The organism is Geobacillus thermodenitrificans subsp. thermodenitrificans DSM 465 (genome assembly GCF_000496575.1).
Lineage (GTDB): Bacteria > Bacillota > Bacilli > Bacillales > Anoxybacillaceae > Geobacillus > Geobacillus thermodenitrificans.
In genome coordinates this window covers 209,174-234,837 of the sequence record NZ_AYKT01000007.1, presented here as the reverse complement: position 1 = coordinate 234,837, position 25,664 = coordinate 209,174, and the positions used below count along the sequence as shown (strand labels likewise).

The 25,664-nt window shown below is 45.6% G+C and carries 20 protein-coding genes and 1 pseudogene; 13 read left to right on the top strand and 8 right to left on the bottom strand.

Features of this window, described 5'->3' with window-relative positions; all coding sequences use genetic code 11:
- Window positions 1-31: 31 nt before the first annotated feature.
- The gene (locus DSM465_RS0109195) at window positions 32-970 is read right to left on the bottom strand and encodes a DMT family transporter (RefSeq protein ID WP_029761189.1); all 939 of its coding nucleotides are present in this window, start codon (window positions 968-970) and stop codon (window positions 32-34) included.
- Between the two features lie 296 nt (window positions 971-1,266).
- On the opposite strand from DSM465_RS0109195, the gene DSM465_RS0109190 reads away from it, so the two are divergent.
- Both DSM465_RS0109190 and DSM465_RS0109180 read left to right on the top strand, forming a co-directional pair.
- Window positions 1,267-1,743, top strand: coding sequence for a hypothetical protein (locus DSM465_RS0109190; protein WP_029761188.1), 477 nt, complete (start codon window positions 1,267-1,269; stop codon window positions 1,741-1,743).
- Window positions 1,744-2,047: 304 nt separating this feature from the next.
- Window positions 2,048-2,545: a L,D-transpeptidase family protein gene (locus DSM465_RS0109180; protein WP_008881357.1), complete on the top strand. Its 498-nt coding sequence runs from the start codon at window positions 2,048-2,050 to the stop codon at window positions 2,543-2,545.
- Between the two features lie 669 nt (window positions 2,546-3,214).
- Here the strand turns inward: DSM465_RS0109180 and DSM465_RS20260 are convergent.
- Entirely contained in the window at window positions 3,215-3,721 is a 507-nt protein-coding gene (locus tag DSM465_RS20260) for a hypothetical protein (RefSeq protein ID WP_394359147.1), read from the bottom strand.
- Window positions 3,722-3,762: 41 nt separating this feature from the next.
- Between DSM465_RS20260 and DSM465_RS20255 the strand changes: the two genes are divergently transcribed.
- Both DSM465_RS20255 and DSM465_RS18255 read left to right on the top strand, forming a co-directional pair.
- Window positions 3,763-4,122, top strand: coding sequence for a pre-toxin TG domain-containing protein (locus tag DSM465_RS20255; protein WP_029761186.1), 360 nt, complete (start codon window positions 3,763-3,765; stop codon window positions 4,120-4,122).
- A gap of 564 nt (window positions 4,123-4,686) precedes the next feature.
- Window positions 4,687-5,112, top strand: a complete 426-nt coding sequence (locus DSM465_RS18255; protein ID WP_369814093.1) for a hypothetical protein — start codon at window positions 4,687-4,689, stop codon at window positions 5,110-5,112.
- Between the two features lie 181 nt (window positions 5,113-5,293).
- Here DSM465_RS18255 and DSM465_RS0109155 read toward each other — a convergent pair whose 3' ends face one another.
- The 3 genes from DSM465_RS0109155 to DSM465_RS0109145 all read right to left on the bottom strand — a co-directional run bounded on the left by DSM465_RS0109155 (window position 5,294) and on the right by DSM465_RS0109145 (window position 11,742).
- Window positions 5,294-6,991: a sugar phosphorylase gene (locus tag DSM465_RS0109155; RefSeq protein ID WP_029761185.1), complete on the bottom strand. Its 1,698-nt coding sequence runs from the start codon at window positions 6,989-6,991 to the stop codon at window positions 5,294-5,296.
- On the bottom strand, window positions 6,988-9,651 hold the full coding sequence (locus DSM465_RS0109150; protein WP_029761184.1) for a glycoside hydrolase family 38 N-terminal domain-containing protein: 2,664 nt from the start codon (window positions 9,649-9,651) through the stop codon (window positions 6,988-6,990). Before DSM465_RS0109150 ends, DSM465_RS0109155 begins: the two co-directional genes overlap by 4 nt.
- A 135-nt stretch (window positions 9,652-9,786) precedes the next feature.
- Window positions 9,787-11,742 (bottom strand): fructose-specific PTS transporter subunit EIIC, encoded by a 1,956-nt coding sequence (locus DSM465_RS0109145; protein ID WP_029761183.1) that lies wholly within the window; start codon window positions 11,740-11,742, stop codon window positions 9,787-9,789.
- A 199-nt stretch (window positions 11,743-11,941) separates the two neighbouring features.
- Between DSM465_RS0109145 and DSM465_RS0109140 the strand changes: the two genes are divergently transcribed.
- The gene (locus tag DSM465_RS0109140; RefSeq protein WP_011888327.1) at window positions 11,942-12,688 is read left to right on the top strand and encodes a MurR/RpiR family transcriptional regulator; all 747 of its coding nucleotides are present in this window, start codon (window positions 11,942-11,944) and stop codon (window positions 12,686-12,688) included.
- 521 nt (window positions 12,689-13,209) lie between these two features.
- On the opposite strand, the gene DSM465_RS0109135 is transcribed toward DSM465_RS0109140, so the two are convergent.
- Window positions 13,210-14,547 (bottom strand): radical SAM/SPASM domain-containing protein, encoded by a 1,338-nt coding sequence (locus DSM465_RS0109135; protein WP_029761182.1) that lies wholly within the window; start codon window positions 14,545-14,547, stop codon window positions 13,210-13,212.
- Between the two features lie 167 nt (window positions 14,548-14,714).
- Between DSM465_RS0109135 and DSM465_RS18915 the strand changes: the two are divergent.
- From DSM465_RS18915 to DSM465_RS0109095, 7 genes and pseudogenes are all read left to right on the top strand, one after another.
- Window positions 14,715-14,903, top strand: a pseudogene (locus DSM465_RS18915) (GntT/GntP/DsdX family permease); the annotation flags it as partial.
- 720 nt (window positions 14,904-15,623) lie between these two features.
- The gene (locus tag DSM465_RS0109125) at window positions 15,624-17,678 is read left to right on the top strand and encodes a BglG family transcription antiterminator (RefSeq protein ID WP_029761180.1); all 2,055 of its coding nucleotides are present in this window, start codon (window positions 15,624-15,626) and stop codon (window positions 17,676-17,678) included.
- A 25-nt stretch (window positions 17,679-17,703) separates the two neighbouring features.
- On the top strand, window positions 17,704-18,171 hold the full coding sequence (locus tag DSM465_RS0109120; protein ID WP_029761179.1) for a PTS sugar transporter subunit IIA: 468 nt from the start codon (window positions 17,704-17,706) through the stop codon (window positions 18,169-18,171).
- A gap of 21 nt (window positions 18,172-18,192) precedes the next feature.
- Entirely contained in the window at window positions 18,193-18,477 is a 285-nt protein-coding gene (locus DSM465_RS0109115) for a PTS sugar transporter subunit IIB (protein WP_029761177.1), read from the top strand.
- A 49-nt stretch (window positions 18,478-18,526) separates the two neighbouring features.
- Window positions 18,527-19,795, top strand: a complete 1,269-nt coding sequence (locus DSM465_RS0109110) for a galactitol-specific PTS transporter subunit IIC (protein WP_029761176.1) — start codon at window positions 18,527-18,529, stop codon at window positions 19,793-19,795.
- Window positions 19,796-19,848: 53 nt separating this feature from the next.
- Complete coding sequence (locus tag DSM465_RS0109105; protein ID WP_029761175.1) at window positions 19,849-20,883, top strand: zinc-binding dehydrogenase; 1,035 nt, start codon at window positions 19,849-19,851, stop codon at window positions 20,881-20,883.
- 264 nt (window positions 20,884-21,147) lie between these two features.
- Window positions 21,148-22,239, top strand: coding sequence for a galactitol-1-phosphate 5-dehydrogenase (locus DSM465_RS0109095; RefSeq protein ID WP_051358525.1), 1,092 nt, complete (start codon window positions 21,148-21,150; stop codon window positions 22,237-22,239).
- 464 nt (window positions 22,240-22,703) lie between these two features.
- On the opposite strand, the gene DSM465_RS0109090 is transcribed toward DSM465_RS0109095, so the two are convergent.
- The gene (locus DSM465_RS0109090) at window positions 22,704-23,039 is read right to left on the bottom strand and encodes a hypothetical protein (RefSeq protein ID WP_029761172.1); all 336 of its coding nucleotides are present in this window, start codon (window positions 23,037-23,039) and stop codon (window positions 22,704-22,706) included.
- A 470-nt stretch (window positions 23,040-23,509) separates the two neighbouring features.
- Window positions 23,510-23,740: a hypothetical protein gene (locus tag DSM465_RS0109080; protein ID WP_151506760.1), complete on the bottom strand. Its 231-nt coding sequence runs from the start codon at window positions 23,738-23,740 to the stop codon at window positions 23,510-23,512.
- A 656-nt stretch (window positions 23,741-24,396) separates the two neighbouring features.
- On the opposite strand from DSM465_RS0109080, the gene DSM465_RS0109075 reads away from it, so the two are divergent.
- The gene (locus DSM465_RS0109075) at window positions 24,397-25,449 is read left to right on the top strand and encodes a glycoside hydrolase family 3 protein (RefSeq protein WP_230459190.1); all 1,053 of its coding nucleotides are present in this window, start codon (window positions 24,397-24,399) and stop codon (window positions 25,447-25,449) included.
- The last annotated feature ends 215 nt before the right edge of the window (window positions 25,450-25,664 follow it).

Sequence of the window (25,664 nt, the reverse complement as noted above, 5' to 3'; positions counted from 1 at the left end):
TGAACACATTACACCGAAGCGGGAGAACGCGTTACCACATCCCCGCCTTTCTCCCGCCTCTTGTCGCGACATTCGTACGGCGAAAGCGGGCGCTTACGTCATCCATTCCTCCGCTGCCGAGAACGACACCTGCCACGATCAGCACAAAGCCTAGCCCTTGCGCCCACGAAACGGGCTCGTCGAGCAACCAATGCGCCCCAAGCAGCGAAAAGAACGGATTGAGGTTGATAAACACCGCCGACTCAGCCGGACCGAGATGTTGAACGGCTTGGTTGTAAAACATATGGCCCAGCGCTGTCGCCACGACGGCCGAAGCGAGGAAAATCGTCCAAAGCAACGGTGTGCCCTCCTTCAAACTGGACAAACCACGGGGCTCAAGCACCAAACCTAGGACAAACAGCCAAAGCGACCCAAAGATAAGCATCCACCCCGTCATGACGCGCGCGTCGACCGTCGCCTTTTTGATCATAATAAAGCTAATCCCTTGCGCCAAGACGGCCAAAAACACGTATACATCGCCGACCGACAAATGACCAAGGCCACCGTTGCCGTTCGCAACGACAAACATAACGCCAAAAAACCCGAGCGTGATGCCAAGGAGCCGAAACATCGTCGGGCGCTGGCCTAAAAACACCATCGCCAACAGCGCCGTGACAAGCGGCACCATCCCTAAAACTAGACCCGCATTGACCGCCGTCGTTCTCGTCAGCCCCACTGCAAGGAAAAAGTGGTGAGCAACGACACTAAACATAGCGGCCAAGCCGATCTGTTTCGCTTCTTTCCAGCCGACTTTTCCGAGCCGTCCAATCCCCCATAAAAACAAAAGCACGACTACACCAGCCGTGAAAATCCTTAGCGCCGTCAAGGTCACCGGGGAAAAGTGCTCAACAAGAATTTTCAACGCCGTCACGTTCAATCCCCAAGCGACCATGATCCCAACCAGCAGCGCATAAATGTATGATTTCCGCATCACCCTCGACCTCTCCTAGAGCTGTGTTCTCGGTGGAATGCCAAAGGAAAAACGGAGCCGATTTACGCTCCGTCTATCCACCCTCATGCTTGCGAACGCCCCCTCGTCATAAGGGTTCGGACGCTTTTTGTTCCACCATTACTTCTTCCATTTATTTTACTACATCCGAATCGATTTTTTGACTAAAAATACAGCCGCAACTAACCAAACTGTTCCCCGCTTCTCCAAAAACAGCCAAACAACCCATATCCGCCGCCGACTCGGCATATGGTAATAGTAGAGAGGAGAGAAAACCGATGGTTCCACGCTACCGCCAAAAAACGATCTCCGCACAGACGGGAGTAACCATCCTTACCGCCGTCGCCTTGCTCGCTGTTGTGCTGTCATTGTTTCTATCCAACGAACGCCATGAAGCCAAACAAGTCGTTAAGGCATTTTACCGCTACGAACAGGCGGGGGACTTCGGCAGCTCGTGGGAACTGTTTCATCCACAAATGAAAAAGAAATTTCCAAAAGATGTTTACATTCAACGCCGCGCCCATGTCTTTATGCAAGACTTCGACGTCGAGACGTTTGAGTACCGCCTTGACGAGGCGGAACACTTGGCTTCGTGGTCGATGTCAGGTGAACACAAACCGTTACAAGATGTCTACCGTATCCGTGTCATCCAGACATTCCATAGCACTTTTGGCGTGTTTGAACTCCATCAAGACGTATTTGTCGCCAAGGAGAACGGGAAATGGAGCATCTTATTCCCTTACGATTCGTCATGAGCTTTTACTACTCCATACGGTCTTGAAGGGAAGCCAGCATCATTTTTTTCCACTCAAAACATCCACATATACGAGCGAAGCGCATCACCGCCTGGTGATCGTTATCGCTCTCTTCATTCATTCGCTATGTTTCTTTTTGTTCAAGAACGATCGTTGGAAGGAAAAAAACGGATTTTCACCACTACTCTAGCGAAGAGAACGGTTTCCTCATTCGTTTGGCAACCTTTCTAGGATTTTCTCATACATTAATGTATCATGCACCCGAACGGGTTTCTCCGTCGAGCGAACAAAGGAGTGACAGCCCATGTACAAACATATTGTCAAACGCGGGGAAACGATCTCTTCCATCGCCAGAGACTACCGCACATCAGTGGAGGCGCTGCTTCGCGCCAACGGTCTCACCGCCTCATCCATCATCTTCCCTGGACAAGAGATCATCATCCCTCACCTTCCGGCAAAAGGATCGATTCCGTACACAATCCATATATCTATCAGCCGCCGACAACTCATATTGAAAGATAGAGGAAGAACAATCCGCACCTACCCCGTTGGTGTCGGCAAAATGGTTACCGCCACGCCTGTCGGTGATTTTGTCATCGTCAACCGCCAACCCAACCCGGGCGGTCCGTTCGGCGCGATGTGGCTCAGCTTATCTAAAATCCATTATGGCATTCACGGTACGAACGACCCGTCCTCCATCGGTAAATACGTATCGAGAGGGTGCATCCGCATGCACAACAAAGACGTGCTCGAACTCGCTTCCATCGTCCCAAACGGAACGGAAGTGTTCATCCGGCCGTGAGGACAACCGAAAGCACCTAATCGCCTACGCGAGAAGTCTTCTTTTAACGAAGTTTCAATATTCATAAGGCCGCCATTCGTCTCTAGCGAACGGACACCGTGTTTCTAATCGTGATAGCAGATGACAACCGATCCAGCAAGCGGTAGAAATTGAGACGATGGCGGTCGGGATTCTTGGTACCATGCCAAAGACATTTTGCTCAAATCGCTCAGCGCATTGTGACAGAATCAAGAGCCCGATGTATACATTACGGACTTCCACTGATAAAACCACTGCTTCCAAACGACGCATCGACACCGTCGTATTTCTTCTCAAAGACCATTCGATTCTTCTCCTCAAATACCCGTCGCTGACTTGGTAAAAGAAATGGACAACGATCAACCACTCATCCAATAGCATCAAAGAGCCTATTCCCTTCCCATAGAAGCTTGTACAAGAGAAAGCCAGGCAACAGCCAGTCTCAGTCGTTCGATTTTCACGGTGAACACCTGAACACTGCAAAACGCGTCAAAAGCGCGACTCCTCGCTCACCATTGATCGGAGGACTGCACCCTTCAATATCAACAATGACGAGCGATGTTCTCTATCCTCATCACGCTCCACTTTTTCTATCCATGAACGAAACCACAACTCTACCTTTCTCTGATTTTACAAACCAACCATTTTTCCTCAAACAATGTCCTGCTCTCCGCCTGCTTGTTCTACAAGCAGAAAGCAAACAAAAACGCTTTTGTGAAGGTGCCCGCTATGAGCCAAACGAGCGAATGCCCCGACTAGGTGAATGGTTTGTTGGCACATTGATTCTAACCAAGGGCTTTGTGAAAACAGCAGGAAATATAACCAGGGAACTAGCCAATAAATGTTATCAAAATAACAATCTGTATGATTTTGGACTTTGATACTATTTATGGTAATCATGAGTAGAGAGATGAGACAACATGCTGAGCGGATCCAAAGAAATGGAGGGCAAAGGAGCTGGCGAAGGAAGGCATTCGGCGGATGAACGGTGAGACCGCGACCATGAAGGAGCAGTGCAAGCAATGATTCAGTTGAAGCCAAATGAATTAGAAACGGTGGCGAAGCATATTCCTGATGCGGAAGACGCACGCGGACGACGCTGTCGTGGGAACTTTCTTCTCTCGCCATGAACCTTCCTGGCGTCAGCACTCCTGCCATCAAAGCGCTGCGGGACGAACTCGTTTATTGGCTGCAGCGTTATGAAGAAAGAGCTATTGTATCGCACCGCCGCAGCGATGCGTCAAGCAGACCAAACGTCGTCCGATAACATGAAGGAATTCCACTTAGACCTGATTGGTTGGTACGACTTGCAACACATATTCGGGGAGTACGACCCAGTCATTGGAGAGCGCCTATCGTTTGGTGATCGGCTGTTGGCAGGAGGAATATTGATTGCGTCGATTGCTCCTCCCGCAAAAGGAGTCGGCATGGCAGGAAAAGCAGCGACCAAGGGAGCGAAGGTGCTCCACACCACTTCTCCCCTGTCGAAAGTGAAACATGTCATGCGCGATGGTAAATCTTCCAAACGATTTACCATCAAGTCATCAAAGCACCGTTGACGGAAACCATCCGCCTGTTCAGGAAACAATGGAATGAGTTCGTGGAAAGTGTCGCATCCGTCGCATGGCAACCAGCGTATGCGGGAGTTAGCCGGACATCCAAGATAGGGATCAATGAAGGGAAAAATACATCTCTCCCTAAGATTAAGAAGGTTGGGGAGGAGATCATAGAAAAGGGTTCTAGTCATTTTGTTAAAGTTGATAAGACTAAAATCATAGAGACAACTACCGTGGATAGAAAAGGTGGGGAAACGATAGTAGCCCATGCTTTGCAGAAACATGCAAGAAGATTTTAGGAAAAGTAAAAGAGGGACCTGAACAGATGAATCAAATGGCAATCAAACATCTTTAGGAAATACTAGATGCCCCAGGAGAATTTCATAGGGTAAACGAATTCCTAGAGAAAAAGCTTGCTGATGGACGGGGAGTGCGTTCAAATCTTGGCGGAACATTTAAAGGGTTTATTGACCAATAAAGGGGAAATGGTAATGGAGAATGTAGAAATTATATTATCCGATTTTTAAGAAAGAAAAACTTGAAGCTCTCATCTATGAAGAACTCCAGTTGACAAAACTACACATTCAATCATCACATTTTTATGATCCAAACTTACAACGCGACATCGAATTTTCTGAAGTAAAAAACATAAAAGAGTTACTATCACCGAAAGGAACCGGTCATGTTGTTCTGGAACAACTGCCGTTAGGAATTTCGCTAAAAAATGTAGTCATTGTTTTTTCTTTTGACGAGGAATATGGCGATATTGTCTTTAACTTTCCTGAAAGTGAACTATTCGTTGCTGACAAAAATGAGGTGAAATTAAGATTTGCAAAGTTAGTGGATTATTTAATGAATTTGAAGATGAAATACGATATTTCTAAAGTCATCATAGGTTATGAACCTGCTTACGATGAAGATACCATGTTAATCGAATGGGATGATGATCCCCCTCATTTGGAAGAGGTCCTCGATGCTCTATTCAATGCTTAGAGGGTGTCTCAAAAACAGCGAGACACCCTTTTTACACTACATACCATATACACACCCGACCGATTTGGATCATGGGAAGCTGATGATAAAGCTTCCTTGAAACGATTGGTCAAACTCCGTAACGGGTCACTTTTTCTATAAGGAATCCAGTTCCCCGCTCTTTCCAACCGACTGCGAGTAATCATCGATCCACCTTGACCCATACGTATTGGTATGGCGACAAAGCGAGAGACTTGTACACTTTTTTCCCTGTGAACAAATCCTCCCCGCTGATATCTGTCTCGATGGTGACATCGTCGGGGGTCACATTGACGACACAATACACAACTTCCTTCGTCTTCTCATTCTCCCGTTTTAGCCCAAATACACGATCATCCAATTCAAGAACGGTTTGCGGGGCATATGGAGAAAACGCTGATTGTTGGCGGCGAATCTCGACCATTTGTTTCAGCCCGTTAAAGATGGCGTTTCGCCGCTCATTGTTGGCCAATTCGTCGATAATTCGGGCATACGGAAGTTTTTCGCGGTTGATCCGACGGTGAATGCCTGACTCGGCAAGGCCGTGGTAATCGTTGCGAGAACCAAGCAACGAGTGATAATACAGAGCCGGAACCCCCATCATCGAGAATAAAATGGAATGCGCAGCTAACATTTTTTGAACTTGCTGCTGTTCGGTCACATCCACGTCCTTATTGATTAATGCATCAAAGTACGTAATATTTAACTCGTACACCGACTGACTTCCGTCCGTGTTTGCTTTATAGGAGACCCTTCCCCCGTTTTGCAACACTTTTTGGACAAGCATCTCCTTCTCTTGTTCACTTAAAATCCCCTCAACGGGACGCATTCCAATGCCATCATGGCTTGCCAAGAAATTAAAGTACGTCGCTTGATCAGATATTTTTTCAATCGTCTTCGCCCACTCCGTTAATTTTGTCGCACAATGAACGGTAAACGTGTATAACACAAGCGGTGGAAGGGCGAACTGATACACCATATGGGCCTCGTTTGTCCCATCTCCAAAATAGCTAATGTTTTCATGATGCGGCACGTTTGTTTCGGTAATGATTTGCGTATTTGGTTTGAAATAATCGAGAAGCAGACGCCACAACTGAATGATGGCATGAGCCTGCGGTAAATGCATGCAAGTCGTCCCTGATTCCTTCCATATAAAACCGATCGCGTCTAAGCGAATGCTTGTCCCGTGTTTATATGCATACTCTAGCAAAATATCAGTCATCTCAAGCAAAACAGGAAAATGGCGATAATTGAGATCAATTTGGTCTTCGCTAAACGTTGTCCACACCGTCTTTGTATTGTTCGTTCCTGGATAGTCGTGAAACAGCGGTGTAGTACGCGGGCGGATGACCTGACTTGTATCAAATGATGGATCCCTCTGAATAAAATACCGTTCATAAGTTGGATCGCCTTGCAAATACTTTTGAAACCAATCGCTTGACTTCGAAATGTGGTTGGCTACAAAGTCAAACATCAATCTATAGTCTTCCGCCAATTGTTCAATGTGCTCCCAGTCGCCAAGCCGCGGATGAATGCGGCGGTAATCGACCACAGAAAAACCATCATCTGACGTATACGGAAACATGGGGAGTAAATGGACATCTGTAATCCAGTTCCCGACTTGTGTCTTTAAAAATGTATGCAATGTTTCTAGCGTTGGCGTTCCGTCTTCGAAAATACTGTCTCCGTACGTGATCAAATATACATTTTCTTCGGAGAGCGAGGCACTGGTTGGCCATTGTTTGTTCTCCCATCGCTCAATGAGCGCTTGAAAAGCCATCAAATACTCGTCATTGTATTGCTCGCCATATATGGTTTTCAGCTTTTCCTCTAGCTGCGGCAATATAGTTTGTTTCCTCATGACATGTTCGTCCCCTTCAATTTCAATGTCATATACCCTTTTCCATCGACAACAAACGGCCCTTCGATCGTCCGAATGGTTTCTTCAGCTAAATTAGTTTCTTCGATTTCTTTTATGTGGTTGCTTTTTACCATCACCGTCTTTCTTTCGGATGTCGGGTTAAAGAAACGAACGATAATGGACGAATCATCGTATGCCTGTTTGCACACACTCATAAACACATCTTCCCGATCCACTTCTAGCAAAGAAAACGATTCCGGTGCTTGCTCGATCGGGTACGGGATCTCGAACCGTTCCAACCGCTCTTCAAATGTATTGAGCTGCTGTCTTTGATAAGAAGCAAAATGGCCACGATATAGGTCAATATGCGCAAAAATTTTCGCTGGGTTCAGCGTCTCGTTGGCCATGTATATCGCATATTCAAAATCCATCTTCTTTTTCATTTGCGCATCAGGCGTATACACAACTTTGTTATTAATGCCTGAGGCACGGCCCGGACGCCAAAGCAAATCATCTTTGCCAAGCACACCGACACTGCGGAATAATGTGAACGCTAGCTCGTTTGTTTCCGTCAGTACTTCATACTCTTTCATGCCTTTGGTCAACGCCGCAAACACGAAGCGGTCATCATAAAGCCCAGCCGCATTCTCAAGTGGATAAATCGGCACAGGGGCTTCAGCAAATCGTTTCTCACGCCAATTAGTTAAATACTTACTCTCCACAGGACGCTCTACTAAACTGAAAGCTTGATCCGCAAATGATGTCTTAGCACCGGCCACCGGAGCGGTTAACAACACGCGAAGCCGATGATCTTCCGCTTGATTCTCTAGCTGGTGACAAACACGGATGATTTCTTCCCCTTTTCTCAATTCAAAAGAGGTGATGATTTCCAGTTTACTTGAACACTCCCCTTTCTCCCGCTCCGATAAACAAGAAGGGAGCACTCCAATGTGCCGAACAACCATCTTTTCTGTCAAAGGCCCTTTTTCGACAGAGAGAAGCTCCGCTTTTTCCAGATAAATCGGTTTATCTCCTTCAAGCGGAGAGTAGTCGTATGAATCACCCGCATCCCCTGTATTTTCAAAACGGATAAAATTCGTCACCGTCTCACCGGATGGTTGATGGTGCAACCGCAATGTCCCTTGTTCATAGGACAGTGCCAAATATTCGTTTTCAATCCGAGTCTCTTGATCGAGGATTCGCTTTTCACAGCCTTCCGTTCCCTCAATCACCTGGTATGTGCAATAGCCCAGCGCTGGCACATGGTCAACTTGCAGACGCACAACTGTTCGATAGTATCCTTGTACGTCGATCTCTTTTTCTCCCTCTGCGGTCACCACAATTTGTTTTCCGCCCGGCAAATAGTGTTGCTCAACGATTTCCGCCGGAACGCCTTTCCCATCGTTGGTCACCAGTTGGAAGTGTGGGTCTTTTGTAAATATCACGCCATCAATCAGTCCGGAAAACGGACGTGGCAACAGGTTAAAAGTAACGTAAATATTTTCGTTCCCCGTCTGGCGGCTAATCGCATAAGTGATTCGTTTTTTCAATAGATTCACAAGACCGTCTGCCATTCGTTCTAATTTCTCAAGGCGGTGAACAATATCTCGATTCGTTTCGTCCGAGTTGCAGCCGCCAATGCTGTCATGGGCGTGAACGTCAAACAACTGCTTCCACATTTGATCGAGCCATCTTTTCGGATACGGCAACCCTAACGCTTGCCCAATCACCGCAAGTGGTTCAAGCACATGTAAAAGCTTATGTTCAATGATGGCATTTTTCTGCTTAATATCGTACCGTTGCGAACGAATCGTATGGTGGATGCGTGACCGTTGCGACGCCAGCAATTCTCCTTCAATCATATTTGGAAACGGCTCGCCCGCCCAAGCCTCCTTCATAAACGTCTCGTAATCGGATAACACGTATTCCCGCTTTGGATCGATACGATTTAACTGAGCGACGGTCTCGGGAAAATGCTCGCGCACAAGTACCTGATCCCCACCGGCAGGCAATAACAAATGATCACAGTGCTCGTTCACTTCCTCTAACTTTTCAATGATCGGAATCAGTCGATTCTCTACATACTCCTGATCAGATGATAAAAATTTTCCCGGGCCGTAGCCGAAATAAAGGTGATTAGCCTTCACCGACTGCCCATCAGGAGATTTCCAAATAAAATTGACATCCCCATTTAACTGCTCTGTGTAAACTCCTCGTTGCAAAATGCTAAATTCAAGCCCAAAGCCGCGAAAAATGGAAGGCAAATAGCCGTTTTGTCCAAAGATATCTGGTAAATAACCGATTTCCATGCTATGACCCATGCTTTGGGCTATTTTCGTTCCGTAAAGCAAGTTTCGAATCATTGACTCTTTGTGGACAAGAAGCGAATCCGTCTGCGTATACCAAGGCCCGATAAAAAGCCTCCGCTGCTCAATCAGTTTTTTCATCCGCTCCCGGTTCTCTGGGCGAATGTTCAAATACTCTTCCACGATGGAAGACTGTCCGTCAAACACATAGGCAGAATACGTTTCATCCCGTTCCAACACATTGAGAAGATGATCGATATTTTCAACAAGCAAAATATTCGAATCCTCGATGGAAAAATACCACTCTCGATCCCAATGGGAATGGGGCACGACATGCACGCGTTTGTTCTTCACCTTGTTGACGCCTCCTTATCAAAATCCAAGCTCACCAGTTGTCTTCTTGATCTACCACTTCTCCAATAAGAGGATGAAAAAGCATAAGGCTATGGGCATGTCACCCCATAACCTTATGCTGTTGTCAACCTTGTTTTATTGCCCTGCTCTTTTCAATAACGCCAATCGGATAAAGATATTGACGAGAGCGATAAACAATGCCCCTACAGCCAATCCCGTCAAATAAGCCCATAAATTCTCAACAAACGGCCAGCCCCAAAACGCCGGAAGCGGCAACCATTGAACCGCACCTAAATAGACGGCTGTACATGCTCCTAAAATCGAACCGACAATATTGACTGGAATCGTAATGAGCGGGTTCCAAAGCATAAACGGAATCGCGCCCTCACTAATCGCGATAAATCCAAGAACTAATGCCGTGTTCCCAGCAATGCGCAAATTCTCATCGAACACACGGCGGCCGACGATATATTTATCAAGAACCGTCGCCAATCCTAAGCCGATCGGCGGGATCACAATCGCCAACACCCGCGGCGTAAGAGGGAAAATTTGATCTGCCGCCAAACCAATGGCAATCGCCCCAGCTGCTTTATTAATCGGTCCGCCTAAATCAAATGCCGTCGCCGCTGCAATGATGGCGGACAGAGTGAGCTCACCTGAGTCTTGGGCGGACTCAATGAGCTGACGCAGCCACGCATTTAACCCACCAAACACAGGATCGACAATATAAAAGTTCAGGAAGAAAACAGACAACACACTGATGGCCGGAATGATCAGCATCGGCTTCACTGCTTGGAAATTTTTATTTAACCGAATATGGTTATTGAGGAATCGAGAAACATATCCAGCCGCCAATCCGAGAATCAAGGCACCAAAAAATCCAGACGGGATCCCGTTTTCCACTCCCCAAAACGTGTAATGCAATCCAGCCGCAAACGCACCGCCAATGAATCCAGATACCAATCCGACACGGTCAGCAATCGCATAAGCGACGAACGCAGCGAATACGGGATACATGAACTTGAAGATCATTCCGCCAAACTTATCTAAATGATGCAAAATGACAAACCACTCATTCGAATGGGTCGCATACTTCACATCGTTAATTTCGTTGACTAAACCAAACGGCATCGAGCCTAGCTTCGCAATGCCAATCATTAAACCAGCCGCGACAATGACCGGAAGCATATACGAGATGCCGGTTAACACCGCCTGTGCCATTTCTGACAAGAGCCCGGCTTTTTTCCCATTGCCTGTTTGCATCGTTTCCTCCTCGGAAGCGGTGACAATCCCATCCGGCTGGTGAAGCACTTTATGGATGATCTGTTTTGCATGCTTTAACGGTTCCGCTACCCTCGTTTGCACGTACGGCTTCCCAGCGAAACGCTCCTTGCGTTTCGGCGCAATATCCGTGGCAAAAATGACCCCATCGGCTTGTGCAATGACATCTGCCGTCAGCTCGTCTTGAATTCCGTTAGCTCCTTGCTTTTCTGTCAATACACGGACTCCGAGCTCACGCCCAGCTTTCTCCAACGCCTCGGCTGCCATATACGTATGCGCAATCCCAGTAGCACAGGCTGTAATGGCCAAAACTGTTTTTTGATACGTGACATTTTGGTCTCCCCCGCTTGTCCCTGTCTCATCTAGCGCCAGAAGCAATTCCTCAGCGCTTTTGGCCTCCATCAAGCGCCGCAGGTAACCCTCATCCATCAAACGCAAGCTTAATTCCGATAATACATTTAAGTGCGTCGTCCCCGCCTCTGCTTCCGGAATCGCAAGCAAGAACACAAGCTGTACTTCATTATGAGGATCAATGCTTTCCCAATCCTTAATAGGGGAAGATAAGCGCGCAATGGCAAAGGCCGCTCGATTGACCGCTTTGGATTTTCCGTGCGGAATCGCCAGCCCTTTTTCCAGTCCGGTTGGAGAAATTGCCTCCCTTTCCATGACGGCCTGAAGGAACGCCTCTTTCGAAGATAAGACACCGTTTTCAAAAAGAACATCGACAAGAGCGCGAATCACTGCTTCTTTCGTCGAGAGACCGACATCAAATAAGATGAGCCGTTCACTCGTCATTTGTGTTAATTCCAACGTATGTCCCCCCGATATCATCCATAATCATAAACCGCTTTCAATTTTGTTTTATCATACTGTTCTCCCTCATAGTTGTACATCCGACGAACAATTATACTTCTTTCTCCTCAAAACTGACGGGGGTTTTCCCTCGAACGGCCTATAGCATGTGTTATAATATTGTTAAAATAGCGACGATAAGCAAAGGAGTCTCCATATGGGAAAACTTCTGGATCGATTTTCAAACTATATCGGCCAACTCACCCATGCAGAAAAACACGTTTTGTACTATATCGATGGACATGTGGAACAAGCGAAACAATTATCGCTAACTGCTATGGCGGAAAAAAACAACGTCAGCACCACCACCATCATCCGTATGTGTCATAAACTGGGCTTAGAAGGTTTCTCAGAGTTGAAATATATTCTGAAAACGATCGACGACCAAGCCATTCCGGTTGGAGAAAATACGATTGAACGGTACAAAGCCGATATGAATCAGACACTTGATTCGTTGGAACGAAAACATGTGGAAGAAATTAGCCAGTTGATTTTTGAGGCCAATCGGGTGTTGATTGTGGCGGTTGGTCTATCCAAAATGATCGGGGAATATTTTAGCAAACTTCTCATCCAAGTAAACAAACCGAGCTCGTATGTGTATGAATCACATATTATTGACCTTTTACCCAACATGGTTCAACCAAAAGATATGGTCATTTTCATTTCATCCAGCGGAGAGACAAAAACCATTGTGCAAGCGGCAGAGAAACTTCGCTTTAAAAACATCGAAACGGTAGCGATCACGAACAGCGCCGATAGTACATTAGCCAAGCTTGTACGAAAACATATCAGCGCCTACGTGCAACGTGTCCAGTTTGCGGGTTATGACCTATCTGCCCGTTCGACCCTCGTTGTTCTGATTGACATTTTATTTGAATTTTTCATGAAAAACTATAAAGCATAACCAACGGTATCGAAACTGCCTTTAAGCCACGTTCACTTCATTCGCTGCAACAATTGATTAACCGCCTTTCCACCATGAATGGAGACTCGTAAAGGACGAGAAACAACTGTTTCTTGCCACACAATGTTCTCAAGAGCCAGCGAGAGGAACATCAAATCGTTTTTCCAACTACATCACCATCCTTTTCATGCCATGAAGCACATAAATTGGCCCTTGTCTATTCGACAAGGGCCATTGTCATGATCAAATACTTTTTCGTTCACTTCATTTGGCGCATGGTTGATCGTGTATCTTCTTGAAAAAACGAAATCTTTTCGCATCGCGAGAGAAGGAATGCTTGATACCTAGTGACGTCAGCCGGGAAAGAATCCTAAACTATTTCACAGCTTTTTCTCGGATCACCTACCAAACCGTGGTTCTCTCCTATTCATCATTTCAAATGACCAGGCACTGATTTCGTCAGCCGCCCAGAATGGGACAACGCAACAGGCGATGCGGCAGGACGCAAAATACGCATATTTTCACCTCCCTTTCCCTTCATCTCGTACGAATGACTGTGCATCAATCAGCCGGAGCACTTCTTTGATTTTTCGCTTTTCGTGAGGGCAAGGACGATCCCCTGTTCGCAGGCGGTACAACGGGCAATGATTCCCTTGACACGCCGGCCGGAAAAAGCAAGCTTGGCACTGTTCATCCGTTTCCTCGCCTGACGTTACCCATAGAGCGAGCTTATCCATATCGACATCCATCATCCCATCGGCATGCAGACGGCCGATGCGATTATATTCCTCGTCAAAGGCGCATGTGCATTTATACACTTGCCCGTCGGCCCCGATGACGAAGGAATGTGGCTTCGCCGCATAACAAACCGCCCCAGAAGGCATCAACATCGATTCCACCATCGAGCTCATCGAAAGTCCTTTCTTGATTCCGTATTCCGTCAACTCCCATATTTTCACCTCTGCCGTCCGATGGTCACAAACCGGCAACCTCTCATCATTCGCCCCGCCCCATCTCCCAACGGGACGGCAAAACAGCTGAAAACGCCGGTCCCCGGCAAAGTAACAAGCCAGCTCGTCTAAAAACAGCGGAATCCGGTCAAGGTTGTCTTCATCAAAATTGACCCGGATGTCCACTTCAAATGATTCGTCAAGCGTCTGAATATCACGCAAATGGCCAAGAATCGTCTCGTACGTCGGTCCCCGATTCGCCAGCACCCGCCGCGCATCATGCACGTCTTTGCTTCCATCAAGCGTCACCATAAAACGGGTCACTTCACACCGCAACAACCGCCTCATCGTCTCTTTCGACAAATCGTAGCCGTTCGTTGACATATCGGCTTGATACGTCACACCATACCGTTTCGTTTGTTCGATGATCACCGTGCTAATCTCTTCAATCACATCGAGCGCCAACAGCGGTTCGCCGCCAAACCAGCTGACCGTCAAATGGGTGAGCCGCGGAATCGTCTCCGTCAAAAAACGTTTCAACCCATCAATGACCTCACGTTTCATCTGTCCGCGCAAAAACTCTTGATAACAATAGACACAACGGAAATTACACGCCTCCGTCGGCAAGATTACGAGATGCATCACATCCGTCCGGTGCAACGATTGATGCAAAAACTGCGCCCGTCGCTTCTCATCGACGTTCTCAGCGACAAGAAACCCGCACTCCACGAGCGTTTGTTCCACCGGTGACAGTTCGCGGTCAATCCCGGTTCTCTTGAGCGCCTTAAGCACGGCGGCTTTCTCACCTTCCGCCACCGCGCCAATCGCCCCTGTATAGCTATTGTAGAGAATCAGTTCACCTTGCTTCGTTTGCGCCATCGCGTTAAATCGGGACGGAATCCACTTCATGTCTCCAACACCTTTTTGTTTACCATCCTATCAATCCGTGCCGTTTTCCGCTGTTAAATCGGTCACATTGGCGCTCCTAGACAACCTCATTCATCAAGCTGCGGCACAGGCTAGACCGGCCATCGCCAACGCGGCAAAGGCAATGGACAAATAGGCAACACTAAAGAGCCGCACAGTCAGCCGCCCTAGGAGCTATGATCTTCTCGTATTTTAACGATAGCCTATTCTGGGTCATTAACCGTATGCTTGGAATAAAAGAAGTGAAAGAACAAATTTTAACATGGTCAATCCCAACAACTCTTGCATGGGCTGTATCCTTAATCACGCTACTAATCGTTAATGCATTTTTTGGATAATATATAAATAGTCTCTTGCTTTGTTTCTCTAAAAATTCATCCTAAAATCACCTGCAAAATCGCGGCCTTTTCCCATTACTTATTAGGGAAAAGGCCGATTGGTTTGCATTTGAGAACAAATAACGACCCCCGCTTCAGGAAGATCTTGTAGTTGAATTTTGGCATCGTTGTAGCTGGCTTCCACACTAAGACCACACTCCGATCAAAGTGCTCGAACTTGAGGCCGGCGTCCATATCACCGTCAGCCTCAAAGACGGCATCATCCGCACCTGTCAAGCATGCCTATAATGCTTGGAAAAATATCCATTCCCTTTTAAAATTAGTGCCGCTCGAATGTGAAGAAAATCAATATTTTGTCAGACTTCTCAATTTGAAACGCAGTATGATGAAGTTGCCATTCCTTTTAATCCTCAACTTTCTTAACTCAATTTTGATGTCCTGAAACAAATCGACCAAGTAGATTGATTGGCGTTCTTATCAAGAAGATTGAGGAGATAGCCGTAACCCCACATCCTACCCCCCCTAATTTTACGTCCTGTAACCAATCCTTCATGAGCTGCTCAGTCCGCGCGACTATAATTCCTACCCTCTCTTTGTCATCGCTCATACCGAGCAAATCACAATGTAATACAATATTTTTTCACTCTATCTCAATGAAAGGGCAACCAAACCGCAGACAATCTATGATAAATTAAAAACCACAAGAGGGGGCGAGGCTAGATGGACATCAGTTTACGATGCAAAAGAATCCTTTACGAATTGTTGAATAACCCAACCTTTACAGGCAAAGAGCTTTCTCAAAAACTAAATATTACCCAAAGACAATTGGGATATGGGATCGAAAAAATAAACGAATGGTTATTAAATCATAACCTTCCGCCTATCGAAAGAACAAGAAAAGGTTATTTTTCCATCGACCCAATTGTTTTTGCAAAATTGTCCCCCCAAACTTCACAATTAATTGCAAAAAAATGGGTGTTAACTGTAAAGCAACGAATCGATCTCATTCTCTTAATGTTATTGACGTCCAAAGAAGAGTTGTCGCTTAACCATTTCTCCTTTGAATTAAATGTCAGCAAAAATACGATACTAAATGACTTTCAGCATGCGCAAAAGCTTTTAGCGCCATATGGTTTAACCTTACGCTATACGCGGAAAACTGGCTACTCTTTGGATGGAGAAGAGTTTCAAAAGAGAAAGTTGCTCATTCACCTCATCCATAACCTGTTGCTAACGGCTGAAGGCGAGCACCATTTAAAAGAGACGACAAAAATTCAAGACGAAACCATTTTAGAATTTAAAAAACGCATCCAAAAAGTCGAAAACCAACTAGGACTGAAATTCACTGACGAAAAGTTAAAATCATTGCCTTATATTATCATCTTCGTTTTGGAGCGAATCGAACGAGGACATCTGATTGAAAACTTCGCCATCGATTATCAGGAATTGTCAGACACGAAGGAGTACCGGGCAACAGAAGAAATTTTATTCGATCAACAAAATATTCCTGAGAATGAACGGGTGTTTATCACCTTAAACTTATTGGCTTCCAATATTTTTTCCATAGACAATCCTGATAGAATCTCCATCCCTCATCTAAGAGAAGCTGTAGATCAAATGTTAAGAAATTTCGAAAAACAAGCATGCATTTATTTGAAAGACCATGATAAGCTGCTCAACCTCTTGATTCAGCACATCAAACCGGCGTATTTCCGGATTAAATACCAACTAACATCCGATATTGACCTGTTTCAAGGAGAAGCAAGTAAACAATTCAGTGAACTGCAACATCTCGTGAAGCATTCCGTGGCTCCCTTGGAACACCTCATGGGCAGAAAGATGCCTGATCACGAAATTGCATATATCACAATGATCATCGGCGGTTGGATGTTGCGGAAACAACAAACGTTGGAGCACAAATTGAAAGCCGTTGTTGTTTGTTCCCAAGGTGTGTCAGTATCTGGTCTCTTGCTCTTCGAACTGAGAGAGTTGTTCCCAGAACTGATTTTTCTAGACGCCTTATCGGCAAGAGAGTTTGAAACATTCCATTTGGATGTTGATATCGTTTTTTCCACCATTGAATTGAAAACAGATAAAAAATTATTTATTACAACCCCCTTGTTAAACGAAGAAGAAAAAATCCGATTAAGAAAACAAGTGATGGTCGAAATCAATGGTTTTCTCTCTCAGGAAATTAATACAGAGCATATTTTGGAGATCGTTTCAAAATATGCCTCCATCCATGATCGAGAAGCTTTGGCATACGAATTGGATCGGTATTTGTTCAGAGGTGTCGATTCTCCAGTTAGAAAACGGGAGAGAAGAAATACGAAAATCACTTTACAAGAATTGATTCCACCAAACCGGATCACATTAATGGAATCCGTCAGCTCGTGGGAACAAGCGGTGAGAATTTGCGCCAAGCCGCTGCTAAGGGAAGGATATATCACACCAACATTTGTTGATAAGATGCTTAGCTACGCTGCTCAAGATCCTTATATCGTCATTGGCTCCCATGTAGCCATTCCTCACGCGTCACCTGAGGATGGGGTAAACAAAATCGGCATGAGTTTATTGAGAGTTCGAAACGGTGTCGATTATTTCGAGCATAGCATCCATATCATTGTCGTGATCGCAGCAATAGATAAACAACAACATCTTTCTGCCCTAATGAAATTATTGAATTTAGCCCAATCGCAAGAACATTGCCAAGCGATTATTCAATCCCACTCGAAAAGAGATATTTTAAACATCATCCATCAATATTCGCAGTAAAAACATTAATCTCGAGGTGTAGCCCATGCGTGACATTACATTTGATGAATCACTGATTCTTTATGATTTAGAAGCTGAAACGAATGAAGAAGTATTAACAAAAATGGCTCGGAATTTAGCAAGTAAACACCTAGTAAAAGAAAGCTATATTCTAGCAGTGATCGAACGGGAAAGAGCGTTCCCTACCGGTCTTCCCACACAGGGAATTTCTGTAGCTATTCCACATACCGATATACAACATGTCAACCAAAAGGCTATTAGCGTTGCGATATTAAAACAACCAGTGGAGTTTGGTGTAATGGGCGAAAACGATCAAACCACCCCTGTCCAAATCGTATTTATGCTGGCAATGGATGAAGCACATGCACAGCCAACTTTGTTACAAAAACTGATGCAATTAATCCAAGATGAACAAGCTTTGAAATATATCTTGATGGAAAAAAACAAAGTGAAACTGAAACACTGGATCCGAGAAAGATTAGGAATTCAATAATTTGAAAGGAGGTGAGCAATGATGGCGAAAAAACGGGTATTAGTCGCTTGCGGAGCAGGTATTGCAACTTCCACTGTCGTCGCAAAAACGATTGAAGAAATGGCAAAAGCGAACGGCATTGATATCGATGTGAAACAAATCAAAATCAGTGAAATTGGATTTTATGAAGATGATGCTGATTTGCTCGTCACAACAGCTCGGATTCAAAAATCATATAAATTCCCCATTATTCAAGCACACTCATTTTTAACAGGGATCGGAGTAGAAGATACAAAGAAAAAGATTATGGAAGAATTGAACAAATAAATGATTATGAGTGGGAAAATAAAAACATTAACTCATTGGGGGAGTACTTGTGAAAGGAGCAGTGGAATTTTTTCAAGCATTTTTGAACTTAGGCGCTACGGTCATCCTTCCCGTCGTCATCTTCCTTTTGGGGCTGTTGTTTGGACAGAAACCAGGTAGAGCCTTTCGTTCTGGTTTGACGATTGGGGTCGCCTTTGTCGGCATCTTCTTAGTCGTCGACTTGCTTACCAAAAACTTGGGCCCTGCCGCCCAAGGAATGGTGGAACGCCTTGGCGTGGACCTAAATGTGATCGATGTTGGCTGGCCAGCTACCTCATCGATCGCCTGGGCAAACACAGCAATCGCCGCATGGATCATTCCAATCGGATTAGCTGTCAACGTCATCATGTTAATAACGAAAACAACAAAAGTGATGAACGTAGATATTTGGAACTTCTGGCATTTTACTTTTATGGGAGCCATTGTATACACCATGTCCGGCAGCATCATTCAAGGCTTGATCGCTGCTGTGCTGTTTCAGATCGTTGCCTTGAAAGTGGCAGACTGGACAGCGCCCATTGTAAGTGATTTTTACGGTATGCCTGGTGTCTCCTCAGCAACAGGCAGTACGATGTCTTACGCTCCAGGTATTTTCCTAGTCAAGTTAATTCAAAAAACTCCGGGATTAAAAAAATTGAAAGCGGATCCAGAAACAATCCAAAAACATTTTGGCATTTTCGGCGATTCGATGTTTATTGGGTTAATATTAGGGGTCATTATTGGATTGCTCGCAGGTTATGATGCGGGCGGTGTATTGAATATCGGGATTTCCATGGCAGCGGTTATGGTCCTCATGCCCCGGATGGTCAAACTTCTAATGGAAGGACTCATGCCAATCTCAGAATCTGCACGTGAATGGCTCAATAAACGCTTTGGAGAAAAAACAAATGACATTACCATCGGACTGGACGCCGCTGTTCTGTTAGGCGACCCGTCCGTGATTGCAACGGCTTTGATTTTGACTCCGTTAACCATTCTGATCGCGGTCATCTTGCCTGGCAACGCTGTATTGCCTTTCGGCGATTTAGCCACCATTCCGTTCATCGTCGCCTATATCGTCGGAGCTGCCAGAGGAAATGTCGTTCATTCAGTGATTGCAGGTGCCATTATGATCGCCTTGTCGCTTTGGTGCGCTACCGATATCGCTCCTACCTTCACTAAGATGGCCGAAACAGCAAATATCACGCTTCCGGAGGGAGCTGTCCAAGTTTCAAGCATCGACCAAGGCGGCAATATCGTGAACTGGATCATTTGGAAAATATTCTCCCTTTGGAATTGACGAAACGCCCCATTCCTCCTAAACCCTGATTTTCAAGGAAGGGAGAAGCAACGATGAAAGCATTAGTCAAAACAGCTCCTGGATTTGGTCATTTGGAGATTGTTGAATACCCAGATCCGAAACCTGGGAAAGACGAGGTAAAAATCGAGGTCAAATTCGTCGGCATTTGTGGAACTGACATCCATTCATATGAAGGACATTATAAAAATATCACTCCTCCTGTCATTTTAGGACATGAGTTTTCAGGCAAAATCGTCGAAGTAGGAGAAAACGTCACAGAGTTTCGAGTAGGCGACCGAGTCACTTCAGAAACAACATATTATGTTTGTGGAAAGTGCCGATATTGCCAAACAAGAGATTATAATCTATGCCCCAACCGCAAAGGACTAGGGACGCAGCAAAATGGGGCATTTGCTAAATACGTGATTGCGAGAAAAGAAAGTGTCCATCCATTACCCGAACAAGTAGATTACCGTTCCGCTGCCATGACGGAGCCTCTTGCATGCACATATCATGCCGTTGAAAAAGCGAATGTTCGCGAAGGTGATTTTGTCGTTATCATCGGCCCTGGTCCGATCGGCTTGCTTAACGCTCAAGTGGCAAAAAGCCGAGGAGCGAAAGTGATGATCATCGGTTTGACCAAAGACCGCATCCGGTTAGATAAGGCAAAAGAACTCGGCATTGATTATGCAGTAGATTCCCAACAAGAAGATGTAAAAGAACTTGTTGATCAGCTGACCGATGGTTACGGAGCCGATATCGTATTTGAATGCACAGGAGCCGTACCTGCTGCTAATCAAGGTTTAGATTTGTTGCGCAAGAAAGGAACATACGTACAAGTCGGAATTTTCTCTGAATCACTGATTTCGTTTGATATGGAAAAAATCATACAAAAAGAAATTCATTTAATTGGAACGAGAAGCCAAAAGCCATCAGATTGGGAACCGTCTCTTGCCTTAATCAATGAAGGAAAAGTCAAGACAAAAGATCTTGTAACTCATGAATTCGCCCTCACCCAGTGGGATCTTGCTTATCAGGCGATCAAAAGCGGTGAAGCCATTAAAGTGCTGTTAAAACCGATTGATTAAAACTTTCACTCTCAATGGACAATTAAGCCAATGAATGGCTTAATTGTCCTGCTTCATCCTTCATCTATATATCTCGCATAGGGGGAATCCATAGGTGATCGATTCCTTTCTCACTTTCATGCTAGGAGATTTACGAAAAATTACTGATTTTTACATTCGCCATCAACTCATTTTCAATTCCATAGTCGTCGGGATAGCTTTGTGCAGACTGATCATCACTAAAAAAAGAAACGTACGCAATAACGGATGAGGAGGGAATATCGGTTGAAAGCATTGAATCTTTACGGAGTTCAGGATTTGCGATTTGAGGAGTCCCCAAGGCCTGTCATTCAAGATGAACACGACGTCATCATCAAAGTCAAGGCGGCAGGAATTTGTGGTTCCGACCTCTCGCGGTATCAAAAACTCGGTCCTTATGTGGAAGGAATGACATTCGGGCACGAATTTTCAGGTGAAGTGGTTGAAGTAGGCCCGGGTGTTCAGCGCTTCAAACCAGGAGATCGGGTGGGGGCCTGCCCTACTTTTGTATGCGGAAAATGTGAACCATGTAAAAGCGGATATCCTTCCCAATGCAGCGAATTGCACGTGATCGGCGCAAAACAACCTGGCTCATTTGCTGAATATGTAAAACTTCCGGAAGACCATCTTCTTCACTTACCTGATGAAGTAGACTTTGAGACAGCTGCGCTCTTAGAGCCTTCTTGCGTCGTCGCTCATGGTCTTTATCGCGCTAACGTTCAGCCTGGCGCAGACATTGCCATCATGGGAGTCGGAAGCATCGGCCTGCTGGCGATTCAATGGGCCAAAATTTTTGGCGCCAAACGTATTATTGCCATTGATGTTGACCAACATAAATTAGAAATTGCCAAACTGCTTGGGGCAGATATATTAATTCATTCATCTTTTCACTCTCCGTATGAACAATTGATGGAATATACCGATGGGCGCGGTGTAGATGTAGCGATTGAATCTGCTGGTTCCCCTATTACATCCGCTCACATTCTTTCGTTACCGAAAAAAGGAGGAAAAGTTGTATTCATGGGAATTCCTTACGCAAATGTGAATATTGAACGCTTTTATTTTGAAAAAATCGTTCGTAATGAGCTGACGGTCTATGGCTCATGGAACGCTCTTTCAGCCCCCTTTCCAGGCAGAGAGTGGGCTTCTTCCCTTCACTATATGAGCACCGGTCAAATCACCGTAAAACCGCTCATTTCTCATCGTCTAGAGTTGAGCGAGGGACCAAACACATTCCGGAAAATCGTAAATAAAGAAATGTCCTACGTCAAAGTTTTATTTCTCCCCGAAAAAGAAGGAGACCACCATAGACATTATGAATCGCTCTCATCAGCATAAAAGAGCGGAATCGTAGTTTGACTCAATTTAATAGTAAACTAGTCAAACAAATACCTCTGTTCCCTTGATACAAAAGGGTTCAGAGGTATTTAGGAATACTTTGGGCGTGTATCTAGAGGGGCGGTGATGGAATGAAAGATGCGGCTCCACCTTAAGAAACCTGGTAATTCCTTCTCTTTAAGCAAGATATACAGTATATCTTTTAGTTGAATGATTTCACACGCATATACGCCGAAAGAAAAGGTGCCCATTCCTTTTGGGACACCCCTCATCATGCGCATATCATGTTGAAAATAGAAAAGAACAATCCAATCCTTCCTTCACACTTTTTCTCCACTATGTCTTTCACATCAATGTTTCATCCCCTCTTAAAGCCAGTCATTCCCCCGGCATCTCCCGCACACATTTCCACAAGGGAGCGACATCACTACCGCGGGGACGATAACGCAGCAGGGGAAAAACCGTCACCCTCCATTGTTACTATCAAGCGACGGCGAAAGAAACTGCTCCCGTTCCTCCTGCGTCTTCTTCATCTTCTTCAGTTCCTTTTTGATGTCGATAAGCAAGTGGTGTACCTTCGACGAAAGAACCCCGTCTTTTCTTTCCAACAGCCCTTCATCGATCATTTTCAAATGATCCCACGCTTTTTCAATCGTCTCTTCGTCGTAATTTCCAGGGTTGATGATGATCGCTAACAATTTCTCTTTTGTATAACTGAGACTTTTCACAATCTCTTTCAAACATTCGATCTCGACCTGTCTACTTTCTAGCAGCCATTGCATCTGTTCCTCTTGTTCCATTCAGCCTTCCCCTCTTCTTTCCGCTCTGTGTGCTCCAAGGAAATTTCTCACAACTAATTTCCCTCATCAAGAGCCTTCCAGCTGGCAGCGCTGCCTTCCACTCCCGCATCGTTTTGCGCCATTGCCTTGACACACCCTACTCGCCGCCCACACCTGATTCCACTGTTTTGTATGCCCATCAGTCAACTCCCACCCTCCAGCACTTCCGTCCTCGATTCCATCACCTTAGCGCCCCGTCCCCACGTTGAACAAAATGAACCTTATGATGTAGTACATCTTATTTCGCAACACCGCCGTTATGCATCATTTTACCGGCGTTTTGCGCTGTTTAGTCCGTTTCCGCACTTCCTTCCTTAAACGCTTTTATCCAGCAACGAGCCAAACGATCTGTTTTTTGTCTTTGGATTCAAATGTGAACATAGAGAGTTGGGCGAAAGAACTGCAATATGATATGATGCACCTTAAAAAATTCACTTCTCACTGCACCTCTTCAGACGTTTCAGCACTTCCTCCGAGCGTTCATGGATGTCGTTCACAAACTGGATAATGGCTTGGACAGTATCTTCCCCATTCCCACAAGCGTTCGATCGAATTCCGTTGCGGTGAATACGGAGGAAGGACACACTGTCCTTCCGCAAAAACTCTCTCACCATCACAAGCCGAACCGCCAACGCACACTGGCGGAGATGAGCGTTTTTCATCTCCCGTTCCTGCTTGTGAAGTGTCTGAGACGGCCATCCGCAGTCATGGATGTTTTTCAGCCGGTTCATGTCTGATTCCGACCGCTTTCCTTAGGAACGGTATCACCGGAGCAGGCACTACGTAGGCGAAGGTTAACTTTTCCATATCCAATGAGCATGTATATAGAAACGAATGGGGTACAATCGACGTTATTACTATTAGAAATATCTCATATATTGAACTAACATCCTTCGCTGGCAACGGAGATGGGACGGATACTGGCATGTCATGAAGGAAAATGGACGTTTGGTGCTTGATGAAGCGAATATTCAAAAATTAGACTGGGTGAAAAGCAATGAAGCATTCTCGAAGTTCTAGAAGAAAGGCAAAAAAACGAATCTCATGGGCGTCAATTCTCGTAGTTTCTCTGCTGTCTGTCGCCTTATGCTTGTCTACTTATGCTTTAGTTAGCCGAGAACAATCCGATTCAAAGACCGTTCCCCCGAGCAGCAGCTCTGAAAAACGAAACAGCGGGAACAGCCAACAGCCGCAAGCGAACGAACCGACAGAACAAGACGGCCAACAATCACAAACCAACGGAAACGATGAAACCCAACAAACAAGCATCACCTTTTTTGAACCTTCGTCTGATCGAAACAAAAAAATTGAACGTCTGATGAAAACGATGAGCCTTCGGGAAAAAATCGGCCAACTCGTCATTGTCGGATTTCCATCGACCGAGCCCGATGAAAACGTAAAACAAATGATTCGCCAATATCATGTGGGCGGGGCCATTTTATACGACCGCAATATGAAAACACCGGAACAAGTCGCCACCTTGACGAATGATTTGCAGCGGGTCGCCTTGGAAAACCGATTCAAAATCCCGCTCGTCTTTAGCATTGACCAGGAAGGGGGAAAGATTGTCCGAATGCGGCAATACGTTTCCCCGATTCCTTCCCAACAGCAGCTAGGGCAAAGCAAAGACGATGCTAAAGTGTATCAAATCGCCCACCGAACAGGAACAGAACTGGCCGCGATGGGGATTCAAGTCAACTTTGCACCAGTGTTGGATTTATCGGCGACTGACAGCCGTTCATTCGGGGAAGACCCTGTGTTGGCAGGACGGTTGGGGCAACAAGTGGTGACAGGGCTGACCGATGCGGGCGTGACGGCTGTCTTGAAACACTTTCCAGGAAACGGACGCAGTCAAGTCGATCCGCACCATGACAGCTCTTCCGTTGAGGCCGGGATGGAAGATCTTGAAAACAAAGACATTCTTCCATTTCGACAAATCATCACAAACATCAACCATGACCGTTTCTTTGTGATGGTCACACACATTAAATACCCGGTATACGACAAAGAACATCCCGCCAGCCTTTCCTCTGCGATTATTCAACAATTGCTGCGGGAGAAATTGAGCTATGAAGGCATTGTCGTGACAGACGATTTGGAGATGGGAGCGGTAAGCAAGTATTTCACCTATCGGGAACTCGGTTATCGCGCCATAGCGGCTGGCGCTGATTTATTGCTGGTTTGCCATACGTTTGACCACCAAAAAGAAGTGATGGACGGCATCTGGGACGCCGTCCAAACGGGAAAACTGTCAGAAGAACGAATCAACGAATCCGTGAGAAAGATTTTAGCCTATAAACTGTCCCAGTTCCCTTCCATCGAAAACGTTTATGTCGATCCCGCAAAAGCAAAGCAAGTGGTAGGAAACTAATCGATCCCCTTTCGATCCATCGTGAAACACTGAAATCATCCCCCACCTGCGCAACCGCGAAGAGGTGGGGGAGATTGTTTGGAATGCCTTCCCTACGGCGCCAAGCCATCTCTGTGCATCCTACAGTTTGACTCCCCTATGATGACCGTTAGTGATCCCTCTCATTGAAGAGATTCTGAGCGACGTCATGATTCTCGTATGGTGAGCACACCCAC